Here is a 19,789-nt window from a genome sequence, read left to right on the forward strand (position 1 = left end):
GTCGCCGCCAGCAGGTACCGCGACACCGGGCCCTGCTCGCCGCACCCCCGGCGCGGCCCCCGTGCGGCCTACGGAGCCTCCCGCAGCGGCCAGACCTCGACCACGCCGTGCGCCACCGCGCACGGCGCCTTCGACGCGAGCCGGACCGCCTCCTCCAGCGTGGCCGCCTCGATGACCGCGAACCCGGCGACCGGGAGGGCCGAGGACAGGAAGGGCCCGCTCTCCGCGGTCGTGCCGGCGCCGTCGTGGTTGCGCACCCGCACGGGCGTGCCCGCGATCCCCATGACCGCCCCCGTCGCGCCCAGGCGGGCGTCGTGCGCGTGCGCCTCGTCGAGCACCGCCGCGTCGGTGCGGTCGTAGCCCTCCTGGTCCCCGTACCCGATGGTCACGAACTTCGGCATGGCCGTCTCCCTCCGGTGCGCCGCCCGCTCGACCTCGTCGTGCGGGGGCGCCTGCGACCATCCTGCCGTGCCCGTCACCGCTGAAGACCTGTGCGCGTTCCTGCTCGACCTCGACGCCCCCGACCGCCTCGCGCGCCCCCTCCTCCTGGACCCGGGTGTCGTGCGGGCCGGGGTCGAACGGCTGTCCGGGGCACTGGGGGCGGCGTTCGGCCGCCGGTGCGCCGTCGAACACCTGCCGGAGGGGGGCGAGCACCGCGGCAGCATCACCGTCCCGGGCGAGGCGACCTCGGCCGGCGCGCCGATCGTCCTCGTGGTCGGCCGGTACGGCCTCGCCGCGGCGCTCGCGCCCAACCACCGGCACCCCGACGGCTCCCCCGCCACCCTGCTCGACGACGACGACTTCGCCCGCGCGAAGGAGGCCGTCTTCGCGGCCGGGTTCGGGCTCACCTCGCCGGTGTCCGCGCTGACCCCCCGGCGGGCGGACCGCCCCTACCCCCGCCTGTTCTCGGCCCGCACGGCGGGGGAACTGGTCCGGCAGGTCCGGGGCCTGCCGACCGACGGGGGCCCGACGACCGGGTTGCGCGAGTGGCTGTGCGCGGCGTTGGACGTGCCCGCGGACGGGCCGGGCGAGCGGCCGGCGTCGCTGGACGTGCTCACGCCCGGACAGCTCCTCGCCGAGGTCGAGCGCACCAGGCTGTGCGTGGCCGCCCTGGCCACGCCCGAGCGCTCGGACGAACGCCGCTGGCTGGTCATCGACGACACGATCGTGGACGGCCGCACCACCTGGGCCACCTTCGCGTTCCGCAACGAGTTCGGCGGGGGGTTGAAGGAGGCCGTGCTCGCGGTCCACGACCGCGCGGAGACCCTGCGCCGCACGCGACCGCACGGTCACCTCGCCGGCAGGGGCCTGGACGCGGCGTCGTGAACGGCGGCGCGCAGGGGTCCCCGCACCGCTGATCCGGGGTCTGGTGCGAATTTCTACCAAGTGGTAGAAAACTGTGGGAGCGCTTCCACACCCACTGCCGCCACCGTCGACGTCAGGAGCCCGGGGATGGGCAACACCTCCGTTCAGCTGTACTCGGTGCGCGACGCGTTCGCCGCCGACCCGCACGACACCCTCCGGCGGCTCGCCGCCATCGGCTTCACCCGGGTGGAGCCCTACGGCGTGCTGGAGAACGTCGCCGTCCTGCGCACCGCGCTCCCGGAGCACGGGCTCACCGCGCCCACCGCGCACGCGCGGCTCATCGGGGCCGACCAGCACGCCGTGTTCGCCGCGGCGGTCGAGCTGGGCACCGAGGTCGTCGTCGACCCGCACGTCGAGGCCGGGAAGTGGGAGGACCCGGCGGACGTCGCCGCCACCGCCGACGCGCTCAACGCCGCCGCGGCGGTCGCGGCGGAGCACGGCGTGCGCGTCGGCTACCACAACCACTGGTGGGAGCTGGCCTCGCGGATCGACGGCCGCAGCGCCTTCGAGCTGCTGGCCGACCTGCTCGACCCGGCCGTGGTGCTGGAGGTCGACACCTACTGGGCCACCGCGGGCGGCGAGCACGCGCCGGACCTGCTGCGCCGCCTGGGGGCCCGCGTGCACGCGCTGCACGTCAAGGACGGCGGCCTCGCGCGGGACGCCTCCGGCCAGGTGCCCGCCGGACGGGGCGGCGTGCCGGTGGCCGAGGTGCTGGCCGCCGCGCCGGACGCGCTGCGCGTGGTCGAGTTCGACGCCTACGACGGCGACCTGTTCGAGGGCATCGCGGCCAGCTACGCCTACCTCGCCGAGGTCGACCGGTGACCGCGCCGGTCGGGGTGGGCGTGATCGGCGCCGGCGTCATCAGCGCCACCTACCTGGAGAACCTGACGGGCTTCCCGGACCTGCGGGTCCTCGCGGTCGCCGACCTCGACCCCGCGCGGGCCGCGGCGCGGGCGGCCGAGCACGGCGTCCCGCGCTCGGGGACGCCCGACGAGCTGCTGGCCGACCCGGAGGTCGAGCTGGTGGTCAACCTGACCACGCCCGCCGCGCACGTCCCCGTCGGGCTCGCCGCGCTGGACGCGGGCAAGCACGTGTGGGTGGAGAAGCCGCTCGCGCTGGACCGCGCGTCCGGCCGCGCGCTGCTCGACCGCGCCCGGGAACGCGGCCTGCGCGTGGCGTGCGCCCCGGACACCGTGCTCGGCGCGGGTTTCCAGACGGCGCGGCGCGCGGTGGACGCGGGCCGCATCGGCGAACCGCGCACCGCCCTGGCCCTCTTCCAGGTGCCCGGCCCGGAGAGCTGGCACCCCGCCCCGGAGTTCCTGTTCCAGGCGGGCGGCGGGCCGCTGCTCGACATGGGGCCGTACTACCTGACGGCGCTGGTCCAGCTGCTCGGCCCGGTCCGGCGCGTCACCGCCACCGGCGGCCGGGCCCGCGACACCAGGGTCATCGGCTCCGGCCCCCGGGCGGGCAGCGAGTTCGCGGTGACCGTGCCGACCACGGTCACCGCCCTGGTCGAGTTCCGCCGGGGCGGGTCCGCGCAGCTCGTGCTCAGCTTCGACTCGGCGCTGTCCCGCACCGGCTTCATCGAGGTCTCCGGCACGGGGGGCACCGCCGTGCTGCCCGACCCGAACCGCTTCGACGGGTCCACCGCGCTGCACCTGGCCGGGGCGGGGGACGCCGGTCCCGAGGAGCTCGCCGCCGTCGGGCACACCGCGTCGCGCGGCACGGGCGCGCTGGAGCTGGCCCGCGCGATCCGGGCGGGCGTGCCGGAACGCGCCTCCGGCGAGCTGGCCCACCACGTGCTCGACGCGATGCTCTCGATCGAGGAGTCGATCGGCCGGGGGCGGTGGGTGGACGTGGCGAGCACCGCGGAGGTGCCGCCCGCGCTGCCCGCCGACTGGGACCCGTTCAGCCCGGTCGGTCCAGCGGGACGGTGAGCAGCGCCCGCAGGTAGAAGCGCAGCGAGCCGACGAGGTCCACCTCGTCCGGCGTGGTCAGCCACTGCACCTGGAGGCCGTCCATCAGCGCGATGAACGCCAGCGCGGCCTGCCGCGGGTCGATCCCGTCCCGCAGCTCGCCGCGCTCGGCCAACGCCCGGAACGAGTCGAGCACGCCCTCGCGGGCCATCCGGTAGTGGTCGACGAAGTAGGAGTGCGCGGGGTGGTCGGGCGCCACGGCCTCGGCCGCCAGCCGCGAGTACAGGTCGACGATGCCGGGGTGGCGGGTGTTGTGCTCGGCCAGCGCCAGGAAGTGCCGCAGCACGTCGAGGCCGGGCGGCGCCTCCAGCCGCTCGCGCTCGGCGTCCTCGGTGTCCCGCCGCTCCAGGACGGCCGCGAGCAGCGCCTCCTTGGTGGGGAAGTAGTACAGCAGCCCGGCGTGCGTGATCCCCGCGCGCTTGGCGATCTCGCGCAGCGACGAGCCGTGGTACCCGGCCTCGCCGTACACCGCGACGGCCGCCGTGATGATGTCCTCACGGCGGATGCGGCCCTTCAGGTAACCGCCCATCACGGGCCCGCCGCTGGTCGTCGCACCGGCCCATCATCCACGACGGCCCGGTCGGGGCGTCGCGCCCGGAGGCTTTTCCGCCCCTGACGCTGGGTGGTCACCGGTACTCGACTTTCGTCCATTCGTGCAGGACTTTCGTCAAAAACACGCGAAAGTCTTGCGCACTTCAGTCTAACGCAAACAGAATTGCCCTCACGTCCGACTCTGTGAGCTGGACCACAAGCCTCACCGTCCGCGAAGCCCAGCGATGTGCGAACGAGGAGAAAGCGGTGCGAGGTAAGCGAAGCACGCCCACGAGGCCCCCCACGCGCCCGGCCGCCCTGGCGACGGTCGCGGCGCTGGCGGCGATGACCCTGGTCGCGACCCCCTCGGCCGCGCACCCCGACGCCGCGCACCCCGACGGCGAGCACCTCCTCGTCTTCTCCAAGACGGCGGGCTTCCGCCACGGCTCGATCCCGGCCGGGATCGCCGCCGTCACCGAGCTGGGCGCGGCCGGCGGGTTCACCGTCGAGGCGACCGAGGACGCGGGCGCGTTCACCGACGCCAACCTCGCCCGGTTCGACGCGGTCGTCTGGCTCTCCACCACCGGCGACGTGCTCGACGAGGCCCAGCAGCAGGCGTTCGAGCGGTTCGTGGAGGGCGGTGGCGGGTACGCGGGCGTGCACGCCGCCGCCGACACCGAGTACTCCTGGCCCTGGTACGGCGAGCTGGTCGGCTCCTACTTCAGGTCGCACCCGCCCGTCCAGCGGGCCGAGGTGGAGGTCGAGGACCACGACCACCCGTCCACGGCCCACCTGCCGGAGACCTGGACGCGCACCGACGAGTGGTACAGCTACCGGTCCAACCCGCGCACGGCCGTCAAGGTCCTGGCCGCGCTGGACGAGACCAGCTACGCGCCCACCGACCCGTCCGGCGACCACCCGATCTCCTGGTGCCACACGCCCGGCGAGGGCCGGTCCTGGTACACCGGCATGGGCCACACGGAGGAGTCCTACGCCGACCCCGCGTTCCGGCAGCACCTGCTCGGCGGCCTGCGGTACGCGCTGGGCACGGCCCCGGCGGACTGCGAGCCCGGCGACGAGCCGCCCGGACCGCCGACCGACGCCGACTTCGACCAGATCACCCTCGCGCTCGGCGAGGAGGAGACCGGCGAGCCGATCGCGCTGGCCGTCCTGCCCGACCGCCGCGTCCTGCACACCTCGCGCGACGGCCGGGTGTGGCTGACCACGCCCGAGGCGTCCACGACCCTCGCCGGGCGGGTCCCGGTCTACAACCACGACGAGGACGGCCTCCAGGGCGTCGCGATCGATCCGGGTTTCGCCACCAACGGGTGGGTCTACCTGTACTACGCGCCGGTCCTGGACACCCCCGCCGGCGACGCGCCGGAGAACGGGACCGAGGCCGACTTCGCGCCGTTCCGGGGCCACAACCAGCTCTCCCGCTTCAGGCTCGGCGCGGACGGCGTGCTCGACCCGGCCAGTGAGCAGCAGGTCCTGCGGGTGCCCGCCGACCGCGGCCTGTGCTGCCACGCGGGCGGCGAGATCGACTTCGACGCGCAGGGCAACCTGTACCTGTCGACCGGCGACGACACCAACCCGTTCGCCTCCGACGGCTACACGCCGATCGACGAGCGGGCCACCCGCAACCCGGCGTTCGACGCCCAGCGCTCCAGCGCCAACACGAACGACCTGCGCGGCAAGGTGCTGCGGATCAAGGTCGCCGACGACGGCACCTACACCGTGCCCGAGGGCAACCTGTTCGCGCCCGGCACGGACAGGACCCGGCCCGAGATCTACGCCATGGGCTTCCGCAACCCGTTCCGGTTCGCCGTCGACAAGGCCACCGGCTGGCTGCACCTGGGCGACTACGGCCCCGACGCCGGGTCGGCGGACCCGGCCCGCGGCCCCGGCGGCAGCGTCGAGTTCAACCTGGTCAAGGGACCCGGCAACTACGGCTGGCCCTACTGCGTCGGGAACGACGTCCCGTACGTCGACCACGACTTCGCCACCGGCGCGTCCGGCGGGGCGTTCTCCTGCGACGCGCCGAAGAACACCAGCCCGCGCAACACCGGCCTGGTGGACCTGCCGCCCGTGCAACCCGCGTGGATCCCCTACGACGGCGGCTCGGTGCCCGAGTTCGGCACCGGCGGCGAGTCGCCGATGGGCGGCCCCACCTACCACCACGACCCGGACCTGGACGTGCAGACGAAGTTCCCCGAGCACTTCGACGGCAAGACCTTCGCCTACGAGTGGGACCGCGGCTGGATCAAGACCGTCGACGTCGGCGAGGGCGGCGAGCGCGGCGCGATCACCCCGTTCTTCGACTCGATGACGCTGACCAGGCCGATGAACCTGGAGTTCGGCCCGGACGGCTCGCTCTACGTGCTGGACTACGGCAGCGGCTACTTCGGCGGCGCGCCCGACTCGGCGGTCTACCGGATCGACCACACCCGCGGCCACCACACGCCCGCGGTGAAGCTGGCGGCCGACAGGACCTCCGGCCCGGCGCCGCTGACCGTGCGGTTCGACCCGGCGGGCACCGCCGACGAGGACGGCGGCGCGCTCGCGTACGCGTGGGACTTCGACGGCGACGGCACCACCGACTCCACCACCGCCGGGCCCGTCACGCACACCTACACCACCATCGGCCGGTACACCGCGAAGCTGTCGGTGACCGACCCGACCGGGCTGGTCGGCGCGGCGAGCGCGGTGGTCGACGTCGGCAACACCGCGCCCGTCGTGGTGCTGGACGCGCCCGCCGACGGCCGGGTGTTCTCCTTCGGCGACCAGGTGCCGTTCAAGGTCACCGTCACCGACCCCGAGGACGGGCGGGTCGACTGCGCCAAGGTCGTCGTGGAATACGTCCTGGGCCACGACAGCCACGGCCACCCGCTGTCCCGCGCCACCGGCTGCGAGGGCGTCATCGCCACCCCGTCCGACGGCGGGCACGGCGTGGACGCCAACGTCTTCGGCGTCGTCAACGCCTCCTACACCGACACCGGGGCACCGGGCGCGCCCGCGCTGACCGGCGAGGACGAGGCGGTCCTGCAACCGAGGCACAAGCAGGCCGAGTTCTTCAGCACCATGCGCGGCGTCCAGGTCGTCGAGGCGGGCACCGCCGAGGGCGACAAGCGCGTCGGCTACGTCGACGACGGCGACTGGATCGCGTTCGACCCGGTGCACCTCGGCGGCGTCACGGGCATCGGCTACCGGGTGTCCTCCGGCGGCAACGGCGGCACGATCGAGGTGCGCGCCGACTCGCCCACCGGCGCCCTCGTGCAGTCCGTCGCCGTGCCGAGCACCGGCGGGTGGGACACCTACGTCGACATCGCGCCCTCCGCGATCACCGACCCCGGCGGCACGCACCCCCTGTACCTGGTCTTCAAGGGCAGCGGCAGCCTGTTCGACGTGGACGCGGTCCACTTCGCGGCCGACCCGCCGGCCCCGGCCCCCGAGCACACCCGGCCCACCCCGGCCGAGTCGCACAGCGCCCAGCGCGGCACGTCGGTGGTCCGCGACGCCGCGGCCCAGGGCGGCGCGCAGGTCGGCGACGTCCACGACGGCGACTGGATCGCGTTCGACGCGGTGTCCCTGGCGGGCGTGACCGGCATCGGCTACCGGGTCGCCTCGGGCTCCGCCGGCGGCCGGATCGAGGTCCGCTCCGGCGCGCTGAACGGCCCGCTGGTGCAGACCGCCACCGTCCCCGGCACCGGCGGGTGGCGGAACTACGCGGACCTCGCGCCCGCGGCGATCACCGACCCCGGCGGCACGAAGCGGCTGTACTTCCGCTTCGAGGGCGGGCGCGGCGCGCTGTTCGACGTCGACACCATCCGCCTGCGCGGCCCCGGCACCGCGCTCACCGTCGACGTGCCCGCCGAGTCGCTGGGTGGGCAGCAGGGCGTCGTCGTCCACGACCGGACCACCGCCCAGGGCGGCAAGCGGGTCGGCGACGTCCACGACGGCGACTGGGTGTCCTACCCCGGCGTCGACCTCGGGCGGACCGCCGCCCTCGGCTACCGGGTGTCCTCCGGCGGCATCGGCGGCACGCTGGAGGCCCGCGCCGACTCGCCCACCGGGCCCCTGGTGCACGAGCCGGTGACCGTCCCGTCCACCGGCGGCTGGGACACCTACCTCGACCTCGGGCCGAAGGTGGTGACCGAGGGCGGCGTGCGGACGCTGCACCTGGTGTTCAGGGGCGGCGCGGCGGGCGCGCTGTTCGACGTCGACACCGTGCGGCACGTGCGCCACAAGCCGATCACCTCGCCCTGCGCACGGCCCGAACGCGGCTACCGCGCCCTCTACGACGGCAACGGCCTCGCCGGCTGGCGGCAGGCCGGACCGGGCCGGTTCGTCGAGGAGGAGGACTGCTCCGTGCGCAGCGAGGGCGGCATGGGCCTGCTCTGGTTCGGCGAGGAGTTCGGCTCCTACCGGCTGCGGTTCGACTGGAAGGTCGCGGGCGACGACAACTCCGGCCTGTTCGTCGGCTTCCCCGACCCCGGCACCGACCCGTGGGTCGCCGTGGACCGGGGCTACGAGATCCAGGTCGACGCCACCGACGCGCCCGACCGCACCACCGGGGCGGTCTACTCGTTCCAGTCGGCCGACATCCCGGCCCGCGACCGGGCGCTCAAGCCGCCCGGCGAGTGGAACGCCTACGAGATCGCGGTGCGCGGGCAGCGCATCGAGGTCTTCCTCAACGGGGTGAAGATCAACGACTTCACCAGCACGGACCCCGCGCGCGACCTCGCGCGGGGGCACATCGGCCTCCAGAACCACGGCGACGGCGACGACGTGTGGTTCCGCGACATCCGGATCAAGGAGCTGTGAGTGCGACGGACCGGTCTGTGGTTGATCGGCGCGCGCGGATCGGTGGCGACCACGGCGGTGTGCGGGCTCCTGGGCCTGCGCGCCGGCCTGGTGCCGCCGACCGGCAGCGTCACCGCCCTGCTCGACGCCGACCTGCCCGACGGGGCGCTGCCCCCGTGGGACTCGCTGGTGGTCGGCGGGCACGACGTGGTGTCCACCCCGCTCGCGAAGCGGGCCGAGCACCTGGCGCGGGCGGGCGTCGTCCCGGCCGACCTGCTCGGGCCCGTCGCGGCGGGCCTCGCCGAGGTGCAGGCCGAACTGCGGGACGTGCCGCAGGGGCCGCAGGTCGAGGTGGCCGCGCGGCTCGTCGCCGACCTGGCGTCGTTCCGCGCACGGCACTCGCTCGACCGGGTCGTGGTGGTCAACGTGGCCTCCACCGAACCGCCCGCGCCGCCGCGCCCCGAGCACGCCGACCTGGCCGCCCTGGAGCGCGCCCTGTCGGCCGGGCGGGACGTCCTGCCGCCCAGCTCCCTGGCCGCCTACGCGGCGTTCAAGGCGGGCTGCTCGTTCGTGGACTTCACCCCCTCCACCGGGGTGGCGCTGCCCGCGCTGGACGAGCTGGCCGCCGTCGTCGGCGTCCCCTACGCGGGGCGCGACGGCAAGACGGGGGAGACCCTGGTGCGCACGGTGCTCGCGCCGATGTTCACCGCGCGGGCGCTGCACGTGCTGTCGTGGGCGGGCACCAACCTGCTCGGCGGCGGCGACGGGGCCACCCTGGAGGACCCCGAGCACGCGTCCAGCAAGCTGCGCACCAAGGCGTCCGGGCTCGCCGCGCTGCTCGGGCACCCGGTCGTCGCGCCGCTGCACATCGACAACGTGCCCGACCTGGGCGAGCGCAAGACCTCGTGGGACCACGTGTCGTTCGAGGGGTTCCTGGGCGCGCGCATGTCGTTGCAGTTCACCTGGTCCGGCCTGGACTCGTCGCTGGCCGCGCCGCTGGTGCTCGACCTGGCCCGGCTGCTCGCCGCGGCGCACCGCGCCGGCCGGGTGGGCGTGCAGGACGCGCTGGGGTTCTTCTTCAAGGACCCGCTCGGCTCGACCGAGCACGGGTTCGCCGAGCAGACCCGCCGGCTGGTCGAGTGGGTGGGCGAGCTGTGAACCCCTACCTGCGGCTGGTCCGCGCGCCGGCGGCGCTGACCGTGCTCGGTGACGCGGTGGCGGGGGCCGGCGGCGTCCTGCGCGGTCGCCGGCTCCTGCTGCCGCTGTCCTCGGTCGCCCTGTACTGGGCGGGCATGGCGCTCAACGACTGGGCCGACCGGTCGGTGGACGCCGTCGAGCGCCCGGAGCGGCCCATCCCGTCCGGGCAGGTGCCGCCGGGGGCCGCGCTGGCCGTCGCGGGCGGCCTCACCGCCATCGGCCTGGGCCTGGCGGCCTGCGCCGGCGGTCGCCGGTCGCTGGCCACCGCGGGCGCGCTGGCGGGCGCGGTCTGGGCCTACGACACGGTGCTGAAGGACACCGCCCTCGGCCCGGTCGCCGTGGCCGCGTGCCGAGGGCTGGACGTGCTGCTGGGCGCCGCGCCGGGCGCCCGCCGGGCCGCCCTGCCCGCCGCCGGCGCGCTGGCCGCGCACACCCTGGGCGTGACGGTGCTGTCGCGCGGCGAGGTGCACGGCACGTCGCCGTCGGTGGCGCGGGCGGCGCTGGTCGGGACCTGCGCGACGGCGGTGGCGGTCGCCGCGCGCGGTCCCCGGTCGGCGGTCGGCGCACTCGGGTACGCGGCGTTCGTGGGCCGCGCGCAGCTCGCCGCGCTGGAGGACCCCTCCGCCCGGCGGGTGCGGGCGGCGACCGTCGCCGGCATCCACGGCATGGTGCCCCTCCAGGCCGCGCTGGCCGCCCGGGGCCCGCTGCGGTCGGCGCTGGCCGTGGCGTGCGCGCTGCCGCTCGCGCGGCGGTTCGGCCGGAAGGTGGGGCCGACGTGACGTTCCGGCTCGGCTACGGCACCAACGGGTTCGCCAACCACCGGCTCGACGACGCCCTCGCGGTCATCGCCGACCTCGGCTACCGGGGCGTGGCGCTGACGCTGGACCACCACCACCTCGACCCGTACGCCGACGACCTCCCCGCCCGGGTGGACGCGGTGGCCCGGCGGCTGGCCGAGCTGGACCTCGCCGTCGTGGTCGAGACCGGCGCGCGCTACCTCCTCGACGCCCACCGCAAGCACCACCCGACCCTGGTGTCCGAGGGGCAGGACCGGCGGGTCGACTTCCTCGGCCGGGCGATCCTCGTCGCCCGCGACCTCGGCGCGCACTGCGTGTCGTTCTGGGCCGGCGTCGCCGCCGAACCGGAGGGCGCGTGGGACCGGCTGCGCGCCGGCACCGCGCGGGTGGTCGACCTCGCCGACCGCGCCGGGGTGCGGCTGGGCCTGGAGCCCGAACCCGGGCACGTCGTCGAACGGCTCGACCAGGCGCTGGCCCTGCGCGCCGAGCTGGGCGACCCCGCGCCGCTGGGCGTCACCCTCGACGTGGGGCACTGCGTGGCCGTCGAACCCGAGGACGCCGCCGCGTGCGTCCGCCGGACCGGCGACCTGCTGGTCAACGTGCAGCTGGACGACATGCTGCCGGGCGTCCACGAGCACCTGGAGTTCGGCGAGGGCGAGCTGGACCTGCGCGCGACCCTCGCCGCGCTGGTCGACACCGGCTACCGGGGCCTGGCCGCCGTCGAGCTGCCCCGGCACAGCCACGCCGCGCCGCAGGTGGCCCGCCGGGCGCTCGCCGCCCTCACCGCCGCCACCGCCGCGCCCGTCACGGCCGCGCCCACCGCCGTGTCCGCCCCCGCGCCCACCGCCGGGTCCGCCGCCGGGTCCGATCGGCCGGCCGCGCCCGATCGGCCTGCCGGGTCCGATTGGCCTGCCGCGCCCGACCGGCCGGCCGCGGTCGACTGGGTGACCGGGGCCGAACGCCGCGTCCGCGCCGACCCCACCGCCATCCGCGTCCTCTTCCCCACCGTCGGCCGCGAGGTCGGGCGCGGACCGCTGCGGGACGACGACCCCGGCGGCCTGGTGCACGGCACGGTGGACGACGCCGCCCGCGCCCGGCTCGTCGCCGCCCTGCCCGACGCGTCCGAGCTGCCCGCCCTCTACCGGTACGGCGACGACGCCGAGCGGCGGGGCGTGCTGCGGGCCCTCACCCCGGACACCGACCCGGACGTGGGCCTGCCGATCGTGCGGGACGCGCTGCGCGCCAACGACACCCGCCTCGTCGCCGCCGCGCTGGGACCGTTCGCCGCCCGTCACCTCGACCCGCACACCTGGCGGCACGGGGTGCTGAAGTGCCTGTTCACCGGCATCCCGCTGGCCGCCGTGCACGGCCTGCGGGACCGGACCGACGACGAGCTGCTGCGCATGACCGCCGACTACGCCGCCGAACGCGAGGCCGCCGGCCGGGACGTGCCCGCCGACGCGCTGCGCCTGCTGGGGAGGACGCCGTGAGGATCTTCGACCCGCACGTCCACATGACCTCGCGCACCACGGACGACTACGAGTCCATGGCCGCGGTGGGCGTCACCGCGCTGGTGGAACCCGCGTTCTGGCTCGGCCAGCCGCGCACGTCCGCCGCGTCGTTCGTGGACTACTTCGACTCCCTCATCGGGTGGGAGAGGTTCCGGGCCGCCCAGTTCGGCATCCGGCACCACTGCGCGCTCGCGCTGAACCCCAAGGAGGCCAACGACCCCCGGTGCGCCGAGGTGCTCGACCTGCTGCCCCGCTACCTGGCCAAGGACGGCGTGGTGGCGGTCGGCGAGGTCGGGTACGACTCGATGACGCCGGAGGAGGACGACGCGTTCGCCCGGCAGCTCGAACTGGCCGTCGCGCACGGCCTGCCCGCCCTCGTGCACACCCCGCACCGCGACAAGCTCGCCGGCACGCTGCGCACGCTGGACGTGGTGCGCGAGTCCGGCCTCCCGCCGGAACGCGTGGTCGTCGACCACCTCAACGAGGTGACCGTGCGCGCGGTGAAGGACTCCGGGTGCTGGGCGGGTTTCTCCATCTACCCGGACACCAAGATGGACGAGGAGCGCATGGTGGCCATCCTCCGCGAGCACGGCACCGAGCGGGTGCTGGTCAACTCGGCCGCCGACTGGGGCCGCTCCGACCCGCTCAAGACCTACCGCACCGGGCAGGCGATGCTCGCGGCCGGGTTCGCGCGGTCCGACGTGGACAGGGTGCTGTGGCACAACCCGGTCGAGTTCTACGGGCAGAGCGGGCGGCTGGTGCTCGACGAGCCGGACGCGCCGCAGACGTTCGCGGGCAACTCGATCCTGCGCGGGACCCCGTCCGGGGGCGGTGGCTCGTGACCCTCTCCTACTGCACCAACGTCCACCCCGCCGAGGACCTGCCCGGCGTGCTCGCCCAGCTCGACCGGTACGCCGTGCCGGTGCGCGACCGCGTCGGCGGGGAGCTGGGCCTGGGTCTGTGGCTGTCCGCGCCGGTCGCGAAGGCCCTCGCCGAGGACCCCGCCCGGCGGGCCGGGCTGCGCACCGCGCTCGACGCGCGCGGCCTCGTCGTGCGCACCCTCAACGCCTTCCCCTACGGCGGGTTCCACCGGGACGTGGTCAAGCACGCCGTCTACCACCCGGACTGGACGACCACCGAGCGCCTGGACTACACGCTCGACTGCGCGACCGTGCTGGCGGACCTCCTCCCGGAGGGCGGCGAGGGCAGCATCTCCACCCTGCCGCTGGCGTGGCGGCACCCGTGGTCCGACGTCGAGCACGCCCGCGCGCTCGACGTGCTGGGCGAGGCGGCGGCGGCGCTGCGCCGGCTGGCCGGCGGCACCGGCCGCACCGTCCGGCTGGCCGTCGAACCCGAACCCGGCTGCGTGGTGGACACCGTCGCGGACGCCGTGCGGCTCCTGGCGGGCCGCGTCGACCCCGAGCACGTCGGGATCTGCCTCGACACGTGCCACCTCGCCGTGTCGTTCGCCGACCCGGCCGAGGCGGTGCGGTCCATCGCCGACGCGGGCCTGCGGGTGGTGAAGGTGCAGGCGTCGGCGGCGCTGGAGCTGCCCGACCCGGTCGACGCGCCCGCCGCGCTCGGCGCGTTCGCCGAACCCCGCTACCTGCACCAGGTCCGGGCGCTGGTGGACGGGCGCGTGCACCGGGCGGACGACCTGCCCGAGGCGTTCGCGGAGCTGCCGACCGGCGGGCCGTGGCGCGTGCACTTCCACGTGCCGCTGCACGCCGAGCCGCCCGCGCCGCTGCGCGCCACCACCGACGTGCTCAAGGGGGCGCTCCGGGCGGTCCGGGAGGTCGGCCACACCCCGGACGTCGAGGTGGAGACCTACACCTGGTCCGTCCTGCCCGACCCCGCCGCCGACGGCCACCCGGACGGGGACCCCACCGACGGGGACCCCACCGGCGGGGACCTCGCCGACCGGCGGTTGGTCGAGGGGATCGCGGCCGAGCTGCGCTGGGCCACCGCCGAACTGCCGCTGGAGGTGCACCCGTGACGACCCCGCTGGTCGTGCTCGACGTGGTGGGCATGACGCCCGCCCTGCTGCCGCACATGCCGAACCTGCGGGCGCTCGGCGAACGGGGGTTCCGCGCCGAGCTGGGCACCGTGCTGCCCGCCGTGACCTGCTCGGTCCAGTCGACCTTCCTCACCGGGCTCACCCCCGCCGAGCACGGCGTGGTCGGCAACGGCTGGTACTTCCGCGAGCTGGGCGAGGTCTTCCTGTGGCGGCAGCACAACCGCCTCGTGCGCGGCGAGAAGGTGTGGGAGACCGCGCGCCGGCTCGACCCGAACCACACCACGGCCAACGTCTGCTGGTGGTACGCCATGGGCGCGACCACCGACGTCACCGTCACCCCGCGCCCCGTCTACCACGCGGACGGCCGCAAGTCGCCCGACGCGTACGTGCGGCCGGCGGACCTGCGCGACCGGCTGGTCGAGGAGCTGGGCGAGTTCCCGCTGTTCCAGTACTGGGGGCCGACCGCCTCGATCGCCTCCAGCGAGTGGATCGCGGGCGCGGCGCGGCGGGTGCTCGCCACCCACCGGCCGGACCTGCTGCTGGTGTACGTGCCGCACCTGGACTACGACCTCCAGCGGTACGGGCCGGACTCGCCCGAGGCGGTGCGGGCCGCCCGCGACGTGGACCGCGCCGTGGAGCCGCTGCTGCGCGACGCGCACGCCGCCGGCGCCACCGTCGTCGCCCTGTCCGAGTACGGCATCACGGCGGCCAGGCGGCCGGTCGACGTGAACCGGGCGCTGCGCCGCGCCGGGCTGCTCCAGGTGCACGCCCAGGCCGGGATGGAGTACCTGGACCCGTGGACGTCGAGGGCTTTCGCGGTGGCCGACCACCAGGTCGCGCACGTCTACGTGGCCGACCCCTCGGACGTGGCGAAGACCCGCGCCGTGCTGGAGGGGCTGGAGGGCGTGGACACCGTCCTGGACCGCGCCGCCCAGGGCGCGGTCGGGCTGGACCACGAGCGGTCCGGCGAGCTGGTGGCGGTCGCCGAGCCGGACGCCTGGTTCACCTACTACTACTGGCTGGACGACGAGCGCGCGCCGGACTTCGCGCGGGGCGTGGAGATCCACCGCAAACCCGGCTACGACCCGGCGGAGCTGTTCTTCGACCCCGCCGACCGGCTCGCCAAGGCCAAGGCGGGCGCGAACCTCGTGCGCAAGAAGCTCGGCCTGCGCTACGCCATGAAGACCGTGCCGCTGGACCCCTCGGTGGTGCGCGGCACGCACGGCCGGCTGCCCGACGACCCCGCCGACGGCCCGGTGCTGCTGTGCTCGGCCCCCACCCCGCCCGCCGTCGTCGAGCGCACCGGGCGGCTGCCCGCGACCGCCGTCCGCGACCTCCTGCTGACCCTGCAAGGGCTGTCACCCCGATGACGAGGAGTCCCCTGTGCCCACCCGCCGCGCGTTCCTGAGCACCGCCCTGGCGACCGGAGCCGTCGCCGCCCTGCCGGCCGGCGCCTCGGCGTCGCCCCACCACCCGCACCGCCGGGTGCCGCGCCGGTCGATCAGCATCCAGCTCTACACCCTGCGCGGCATCATGGGCGACGACCCGGAGCCCGTGCTGTCCGCGCTCGCCGACATCGGCTACCGCCGCGTGGAGCTGGCCGGCACCTACGGGCGCACCGCCGCCGAGTTCGCCCGCGTCCTGCGCCGCACCGGCCTGCGCGCCACGTCCTGCCACGTGGGCATCGACGGCGACCTCGACCAGGTGATCGCCGACGCCCGCACCCTCGGCAACACCTACGTGGTCGTCCCGTGGGTGAACCACGCGACCCTGGCCGGGTGGCGGGCGTTCGCCACCCGGCTGGAGGCGGCGGGGGAGGAGCTGCGCCGCGCGGGCCTGGCCCTGGGCTACCACAACCACGCCCACGAGTTCGCCGCCGTCGAGGGCGTGCGGCCGTTCGACGTGATCACCTCGGGCACGTCGCGCCGCAACGTGCACCTCGAACTGGACCTGTACTGGGCGGTGACCGGCGGCGTGGACCCGGTCGCGCTGTACCGCGAGCACTTCCCGAGGGTCCGCCAGTTCCACGTGAAGGACCGCGCGCCCGACGGCTCGTTCGCCGACCCGGGCGAGGGCACGATCGACTTCGCCCGCATCTTCCGCTCGACGCGGGTCGCCGAGTACATCGTGGAGAACGACCAGCCCGCCGACGCCCTGGCCACCGCCCGGACCGGCTACGAGTACCTGACCGACCTGCGGTTCTGACCGGTCACCCCCCGACCGCCCGCGCCTCAGCGACCCGGAGGAGCACCGCTCGTGAGGACAGCACGCAGGACGTTCGCCCTGTTCGCGGCCCTGGTCGCGACGACCGCCCTGGGTACCGCGCCCACCTCCGCCGCCGGGAAGCCCGTGACCGACCTGGACCGGATGCTCGCCCGGCAACCGCTCGTCCGCACCGCCGACACCATCCAGGCCGAGGTCCTGCGCGGCGGTCACGCCGGGTTCGCGGGCCTCGTCCTGGAGGACGACCACGTCGCGCTGTGGTGGAAGGGCGAGGTGCCCGCCGCCGTGCGCGCCGCCGCGGCCCGGGGCGAGGCGCCGGTGGAGTTCGAGGCCGCCGCCCACTCCGACGCCGAGCTGCGCGAGGCCGCCAAGGTCCTCGACGCTCGCCGCGGACCCGCCGTGCACGCCGTCAAGGTCCCCGCGGACGGCAGCGGGCTCGTCCTCGGCGCCACCTCCGAGGCCGCCGCGCTCGGTCTCGACGCGGCCGTGGACGTGCCGGTGCGCACCGTCGTCGAGGAACCGCTGGCACCCGTGTCCCGGCAGGACGACAGCCCGCCGTGGAAGGGCGGCGCGACCATCGTGCTCGGCGGCGCGGCCTGCACGTCCGGGTTCTCCGTCCGCAACGGCGACAACGCCCGCTTCCTGCTCACCGCGGGCCACTGCGGCAACCCCGGCGTCCGCGTCACCGACCCCACCGGCGAGTACATCGGCACGGCCGGCGCCGAGCACCCCGACCACGACATCATGCTGGTGCCCACGGGCAACGTGGTGAACCAGCAGTACGTCGGCGGCGGCGACAGCAACTCCGTCGAGGTCGTGCGCGGCTGGGGCGACGTCTACACCGGCGAGTACCTGTGCCAGTCCGGCGTCACCAGCGCGCGGGAGACCGGCAACCCCGTGTGCGGCATCGAAGTCCTGTTCTTCTACGCCGACCGCGAGGACCTCGTGGAGGGCGAGCAGGTGAACGGGCAGCAGTCGGCCCGGCCGGGCGACAGCGGCGGACCGGTGTACGGGCCGTCGTCGGCGGGCGGCGTGATCGCCAAGGGCACCGTGACCCGTGCGGCGGGCGCGCGGATCGGGTTCCAGGACTTCCGGACCGCCACGCGCGACTTCGGCGTCTACATCCCCCTGTAACCCGCTGTCCCGCCGCGGCCCACGTCCCTAGATCGCGCTGTAGCCGCTCGGGGGTCGGGCGGCGTCCCCCTCCTGCCGCCCGACCCACCCGCGGTCCTGGTGCCAGCGCAGCACGTTGCCCCGCTCGGTCACCAGGCGTGCCTCGAAGGGCGCCGCCGGGTCGAGGTCCACCTCCACCCGTGCCACGGCGACACCCGCCAACTTCAGGTTCGCGACGACCGCGTCGAGGTACCGGGTCACGTCCACCGCACTGCGCGAACTCACGAGAAGCATTCGGATCGACACCCTTTCGCCGCCTGTACCCATGTTTCGGCACGGCGCGGGCCGTTCCGCAGGGACCAAAGTCCCGAATACCGGGGGACCTCGGACCCGTGCCCGATAGCGTGCGTGCCGTGACCGCGGACCTCAGTGCAGTCGAAGCGGGCGTGGCGGAGCTGGACGCCGTGCTCGAACCCATCGCGAAGCGCCCGGTGGACGTCAACGACCCGGACTGGGTGGAGAAGATGAGCGCCGCGCCCGCCCCGCTGGACGAGGCGGGCGTGCGGGCGGAGGCGGAGGCGTTGCTCGCCGAGGTGCTGGACCGCTACGCGGCCGACCCGGCGTCCCGCCCGGCCCTGCGGGCGCTGTTCGCCCGGTGCACGTCGTTCCGCTGGGCGGTGAACCGGGTGTTCCCGGCGACGACCGAGGGCGTGCGCTCGTCGTTGCTCCTGCTGTCGCTGCGCGACCTGGGGGCGGACACGAGGGACGAGGTGCTGGCCCTCCAGTCCATCGTCACGGCGGCCCACGACGCGGGCGTGCCGATCACCCCGCTGCTCCGCGAGGTGGCCGCCATGTCCGCCGACACCGACCACCACGGCATGGGCTCGACCCGGGCCCTCCTGGAAGCCGCCGCCACCACCTGACCCGCGAGTCATGCCTTCCCGACCCGCGAGTCATGCGCTCGCGACCCCTGTGTCCGGCGTTCGTGCCTAACGGTGTGAGCCGTGAACGCAGAACTCAGGGGTCCTGAGCGTTGGACTCTCGGGTCGTGAGCGCATGACTCGCGGGTCGTGAGCGTTGGACTCGCGGGTCAGTAGGTGGGCCAGGGGCCCAGGGGCGGGAGGGGTGCGGTGAGTGGGCGCTCGGGGGTACGGCCGGCCAGCCAGGCGGCCAGGTCGCGCGACGCGGCGGCGACGCGGGTGCCCCCGCCCCACGTGCGGCCGGTGTCGGTGGCGTGCAGCGAGAAGCCCTCCGGCAGCCGGGCGCGCAGGACGTCGACGACGTGGCAGGAGAACTCCGCGCCCCACTCGGCGGGGCGTACGCCCAGGTCGAGGTCGACCAGGTGGATCCACACCTCGCGCCACCGGGTGAACACCGCCGGGGCCAGGGACGGGTCGGGCCAGTCGACGGCGGCCCAGGCCCGTTCCAAGCGGGTCGCGTGCTCGGCGGTGGCGGCGCGGTGCTCCGCCGCCGAACGGGACGCGGTGGCCCCGATGACCGCGTCGCGCTCACCCGGCCCCCACATCGGCACGACCTCGCCGCGCAGCGCGTGCTCGACCACCTGGGCACGGGCCCGCGCGGCGTCCGCGAGGTGCGCCAGCACGTGGCCGCGCGTCCAGCCCGGCAGGAGCGACGGGCCGGCCACCTGCGCGTCGGTCAGGTCGTCGACGACGTGGACGAGACGCCGGTGCGCCTCGGCGACGCCGGTCAGCGGGGGAGTCACACCCCCGACGGTAGCGACGCGGTCAGCCGTTCGTGGTGGGTTGACGCGGCCGGGGGCGGGTAACAGGACGCCATGGGCGAGGTGGACGAGCGGAACGGGTTGCGGCCGGCCGAGGGCAGGCGGCCGGAGGGCGTGGACGACACGACGGTCGAGGCGGTCGGCAGGCTGACCGAGGCGCTGGAGACCACCGAACGGGCGCGCGGGCACCTGTTCTCGTTCCACCAGCTCACCGGCACCGCCGACATCCAGGCCCAGGAGGCCGTGCGGCTGCTGCGCGAGGCGGGGCACGACGACCTGGCCGACCGGCTGGACGCCGAGCTGGTCGGCCGCAACGTGGTGCACGGCCGGTGGACGTTCCAGCTGGTCGAGGACTACGACGACGGCTACTACCGCGCGTTCCGCGACCGGGAGCGCGAGGTGCGGGAGCGGCTGCTCGGCGGCGCGCGGCACGTGTACGAGGCCGAGATGAAGCAGCGCAACACCACGACGGGGCTGCCGGGGCACGAGCTGAACCCCTGACCCCGCCCGGTCCG

General features: G+C 75.4%; 18 protein-coding genes. 14 read left to right on the forward strand and 4 right to left on the reverse strand.

Annotation, left to right across the window (positions count from 1 at the left end):
* Positions 1-68: 68 nt before the first annotated feature.
* Positions 69-401 (reverse strand): YciI family protein, encoded by a 333-nt coding sequence (locus tag ACR807_RS26465; protein WP_438924121.1) that lies wholly within the window; start codon positions 399-401, stop codon positions 69-71.
* A gap of 67 nt (positions 402-468) precedes the next feature.
* On the opposite strand from ACR807_RS26465, the gene ACR807_RS26470 reads away from it, so the two are divergent.
* The 3 genes from ACR807_RS26470 (at position 469) to ACR807_RS26480 (ending at position 3,302) form a co-directional block, all read left to right on the forward strand.
* Entirely contained in the window at positions 469-1,326 is an 858-nt protein-coding gene (locus ACR807_RS26470; RefSeq protein WP_438924122.1) for a hypothetical protein, read from the forward strand.
* 126 nt (positions 1,327-1,452) lie between these two features.
* A complete protein-coding gene (locus ACR807_RS26475; RefSeq protein ID WP_438924123.1) occupies positions 1,453-2,187 on the forward strand; it encodes a sugar phosphate isomerase/epimerase family protein in 735 nt (244 codons plus the stop codon).
* Positions 2,184-3,302, forward strand: coding sequence for a Gfo/Idh/MocA family protein (locus ACR807_RS26480; RefSeq protein ID WP_438924124.1), 1,119 nt, complete (start codon positions 2,184-2,186; stop codon positions 3,300-3,302). Before ACR807_RS26475 ends, ACR807_RS26480 begins: the two co-directional genes overlap by 4 nt.
* Here ACR807_RS26480 and ACR807_RS26485 read toward each other — a convergent pair.
* On the reverse strand, positions 3,274-3,870 hold the full coding sequence (locus ACR807_RS26485; RefSeq protein ID WP_438924125.1) for a TetR/AcrR family transcriptional regulator: 597 nt from the start codon (positions 3,868-3,870) through the stop codon (positions 3,274-3,276). The two genes, ACR807_RS26480 and ACR807_RS26485, sit on opposite strands and share 29 nt — an antisense overlap.
* Before the next feature lie 347 nt (positions 3,871-4,217).
* Here ACR807_RS26485 and ACR807_RS26490 point away from each other — a divergent pair, with 347 nt between their 5' ends.
* From ACR807_RS26490 to ACR807_RS26530, 9 genes are read left to right on the forward strand one after another with little or no spacing between them, the layout of a single operon-like run.
* On the forward strand, positions 4,218-8,696 hold the full coding sequence (locus tag ACR807_RS26490) for a carbohydrate-binding protein (RefSeq protein ID WP_438924148.1): 4,479 nt from the start codon (positions 4,218-4,220) through the stop codon (positions 8,694-8,696).
* Complete coding sequence (locus tag ACR807_RS26495; protein ID WP_438924126.1) at positions 8,697-9,833, forward strand: inositol-3-phosphate synthase; 1,137 nt, start codon at positions 8,697-8,699, stop codon at positions 9,831-9,833.
* Positions 9,830-10,651: an SCO3242 family prenyltransferase gene (locus tag ACR807_RS26500; protein WP_438924127.1), complete on the forward strand. Its 822-nt coding sequence runs from the start codon at positions 9,830-9,832 to the stop codon at positions 10,649-10,651. Before ACR807_RS26495 ends, ACR807_RS26500 begins: the two co-directional genes overlap by 4 nt.
* Entirely contained in the window at positions 10,648-12,159 is a 1,512-nt protein-coding gene (locus ACR807_RS26505) for an EboA domain-containing protein (protein WP_438924128.1), read from the forward strand. The genes ACR807_RS26500 and ACR807_RS26505 overlap by 4 nt, the downstream gene beginning before the upstream one ends.
* Positions 12,156-13,022 (forward strand): TatD family hydrolase, encoded by an 867-nt coding sequence (locus tag ACR807_RS26510; protein ID WP_438924129.1) that lies wholly within the window; start codon positions 12,156-12,158, stop codon positions 13,020-13,022. The genes ACR807_RS26505 and ACR807_RS26510 overlap by 4 nt, the downstream gene beginning before the upstream one ends.
* On the forward strand, positions 13,019-14,176 hold the full coding sequence (gene eboE / locus ACR807_RS26515; RefSeq protein ID WP_438924130.1) for a metabolite traffic protein EboE: 1,158 nt from the start codon (positions 13,019-13,021) through the stop codon (positions 14,174-14,176). Before ACR807_RS26510 ends, eboE begins: the two co-directional genes overlap by 4 nt.
* A complete protein-coding gene (locus ACR807_RS26520; protein WP_438924131.1) occupies positions 14,173-15,567 on the forward strand; it encodes an alkaline phosphatase family protein in 1,395 nt (464 codons plus the stop codon). The genes eboE and ACR807_RS26520 overlap by 4 nt, the downstream gene beginning before the upstream one ends.
* A 13-nt stretch (positions 15,568-15,580) precedes the next feature.
* Entirely contained in the window at positions 15,581-16,402 is an 822-nt protein-coding gene (locus ACR807_RS26525) for a sugar phosphate isomerase/epimerase family protein (protein ID WP_438924132.1), read from the forward strand.
* A 51-nt stretch (positions 16,403-16,453) separates the two neighbouring features.
* The gene (locus tag ACR807_RS26530) at positions 16,454-17,554 is read left to right on the forward strand and encodes a chymotrypsin family serine protease (protein ID WP_438924133.1); all 1,101 of its coding nucleotides are present in this window, start codon (positions 16,454-16,456) and stop codon (positions 17,552-17,554) included.
* 27 nt (positions 17,555-17,581) lie between these two features.
* Here the strand turns inward: ACR807_RS26530 and ACR807_RS26535 are convergent, their stop codons facing one another.
* Positions 17,582-17,818 (reverse strand): hypothetical protein, encoded by a 237-nt coding sequence (locus ACR807_RS26535; protein WP_438924134.1) that lies wholly within the window; start codon positions 17,816-17,818, stop codon positions 17,582-17,584.
* Between the two features lie 128 nt (positions 17,819-17,946).
* On the opposite strand from ACR807_RS26535, the gene ACR807_RS26540 reads away from it, so the two are divergent.
* Positions 17,947-18,456 (forward strand): hypothetical protein, encoded by a 510-nt coding sequence (locus tag ACR807_RS26540; RefSeq protein ID WP_438924135.1) that lies wholly within the window; start codon positions 17,947-17,949, stop codon positions 18,454-18,456.
* Between the two features lie 167 nt (positions 18,457-18,623).
* Here the strand turns inward: ACR807_RS26540 and ACR807_RS26545 are convergent, their stop codons facing one another.
* The gene (locus ACR807_RS26545) at positions 18,624-19,256 is read right to left on the reverse strand and encodes a maleylpyruvate isomerase family mycothiol-dependent enzyme (protein WP_438924136.1); all 633 of its coding nucleotides are present in this window, start codon (positions 19,254-19,256) and stop codon (positions 18,624-18,626) included.
* A 72-nt stretch (positions 19,257-19,328) separates the two neighbouring features.
* Between ACR807_RS26545 and ACR807_RS26550 the strand changes: the two genes are divergently transcribed.
* Positions 19,329-19,775: a hypothetical protein gene (locus tag ACR807_RS26550; protein WP_438924137.1), complete on the forward strand. Its 447-nt coding sequence runs from the start codon at positions 19,329-19,331 to the stop codon at positions 19,773-19,775.
* The last annotated feature ends 14 nt before the right edge of the window (positions 19,776-19,789 follow it).

It is taken from the genome of Saccharothrix sabaoui (assembly GCF_051756985.1).
Lineage (GTDB): Bacteria > Actinomycetota > Actinomycetes > Mycobacteriales > Pseudonocardiaceae > Actinosynnema.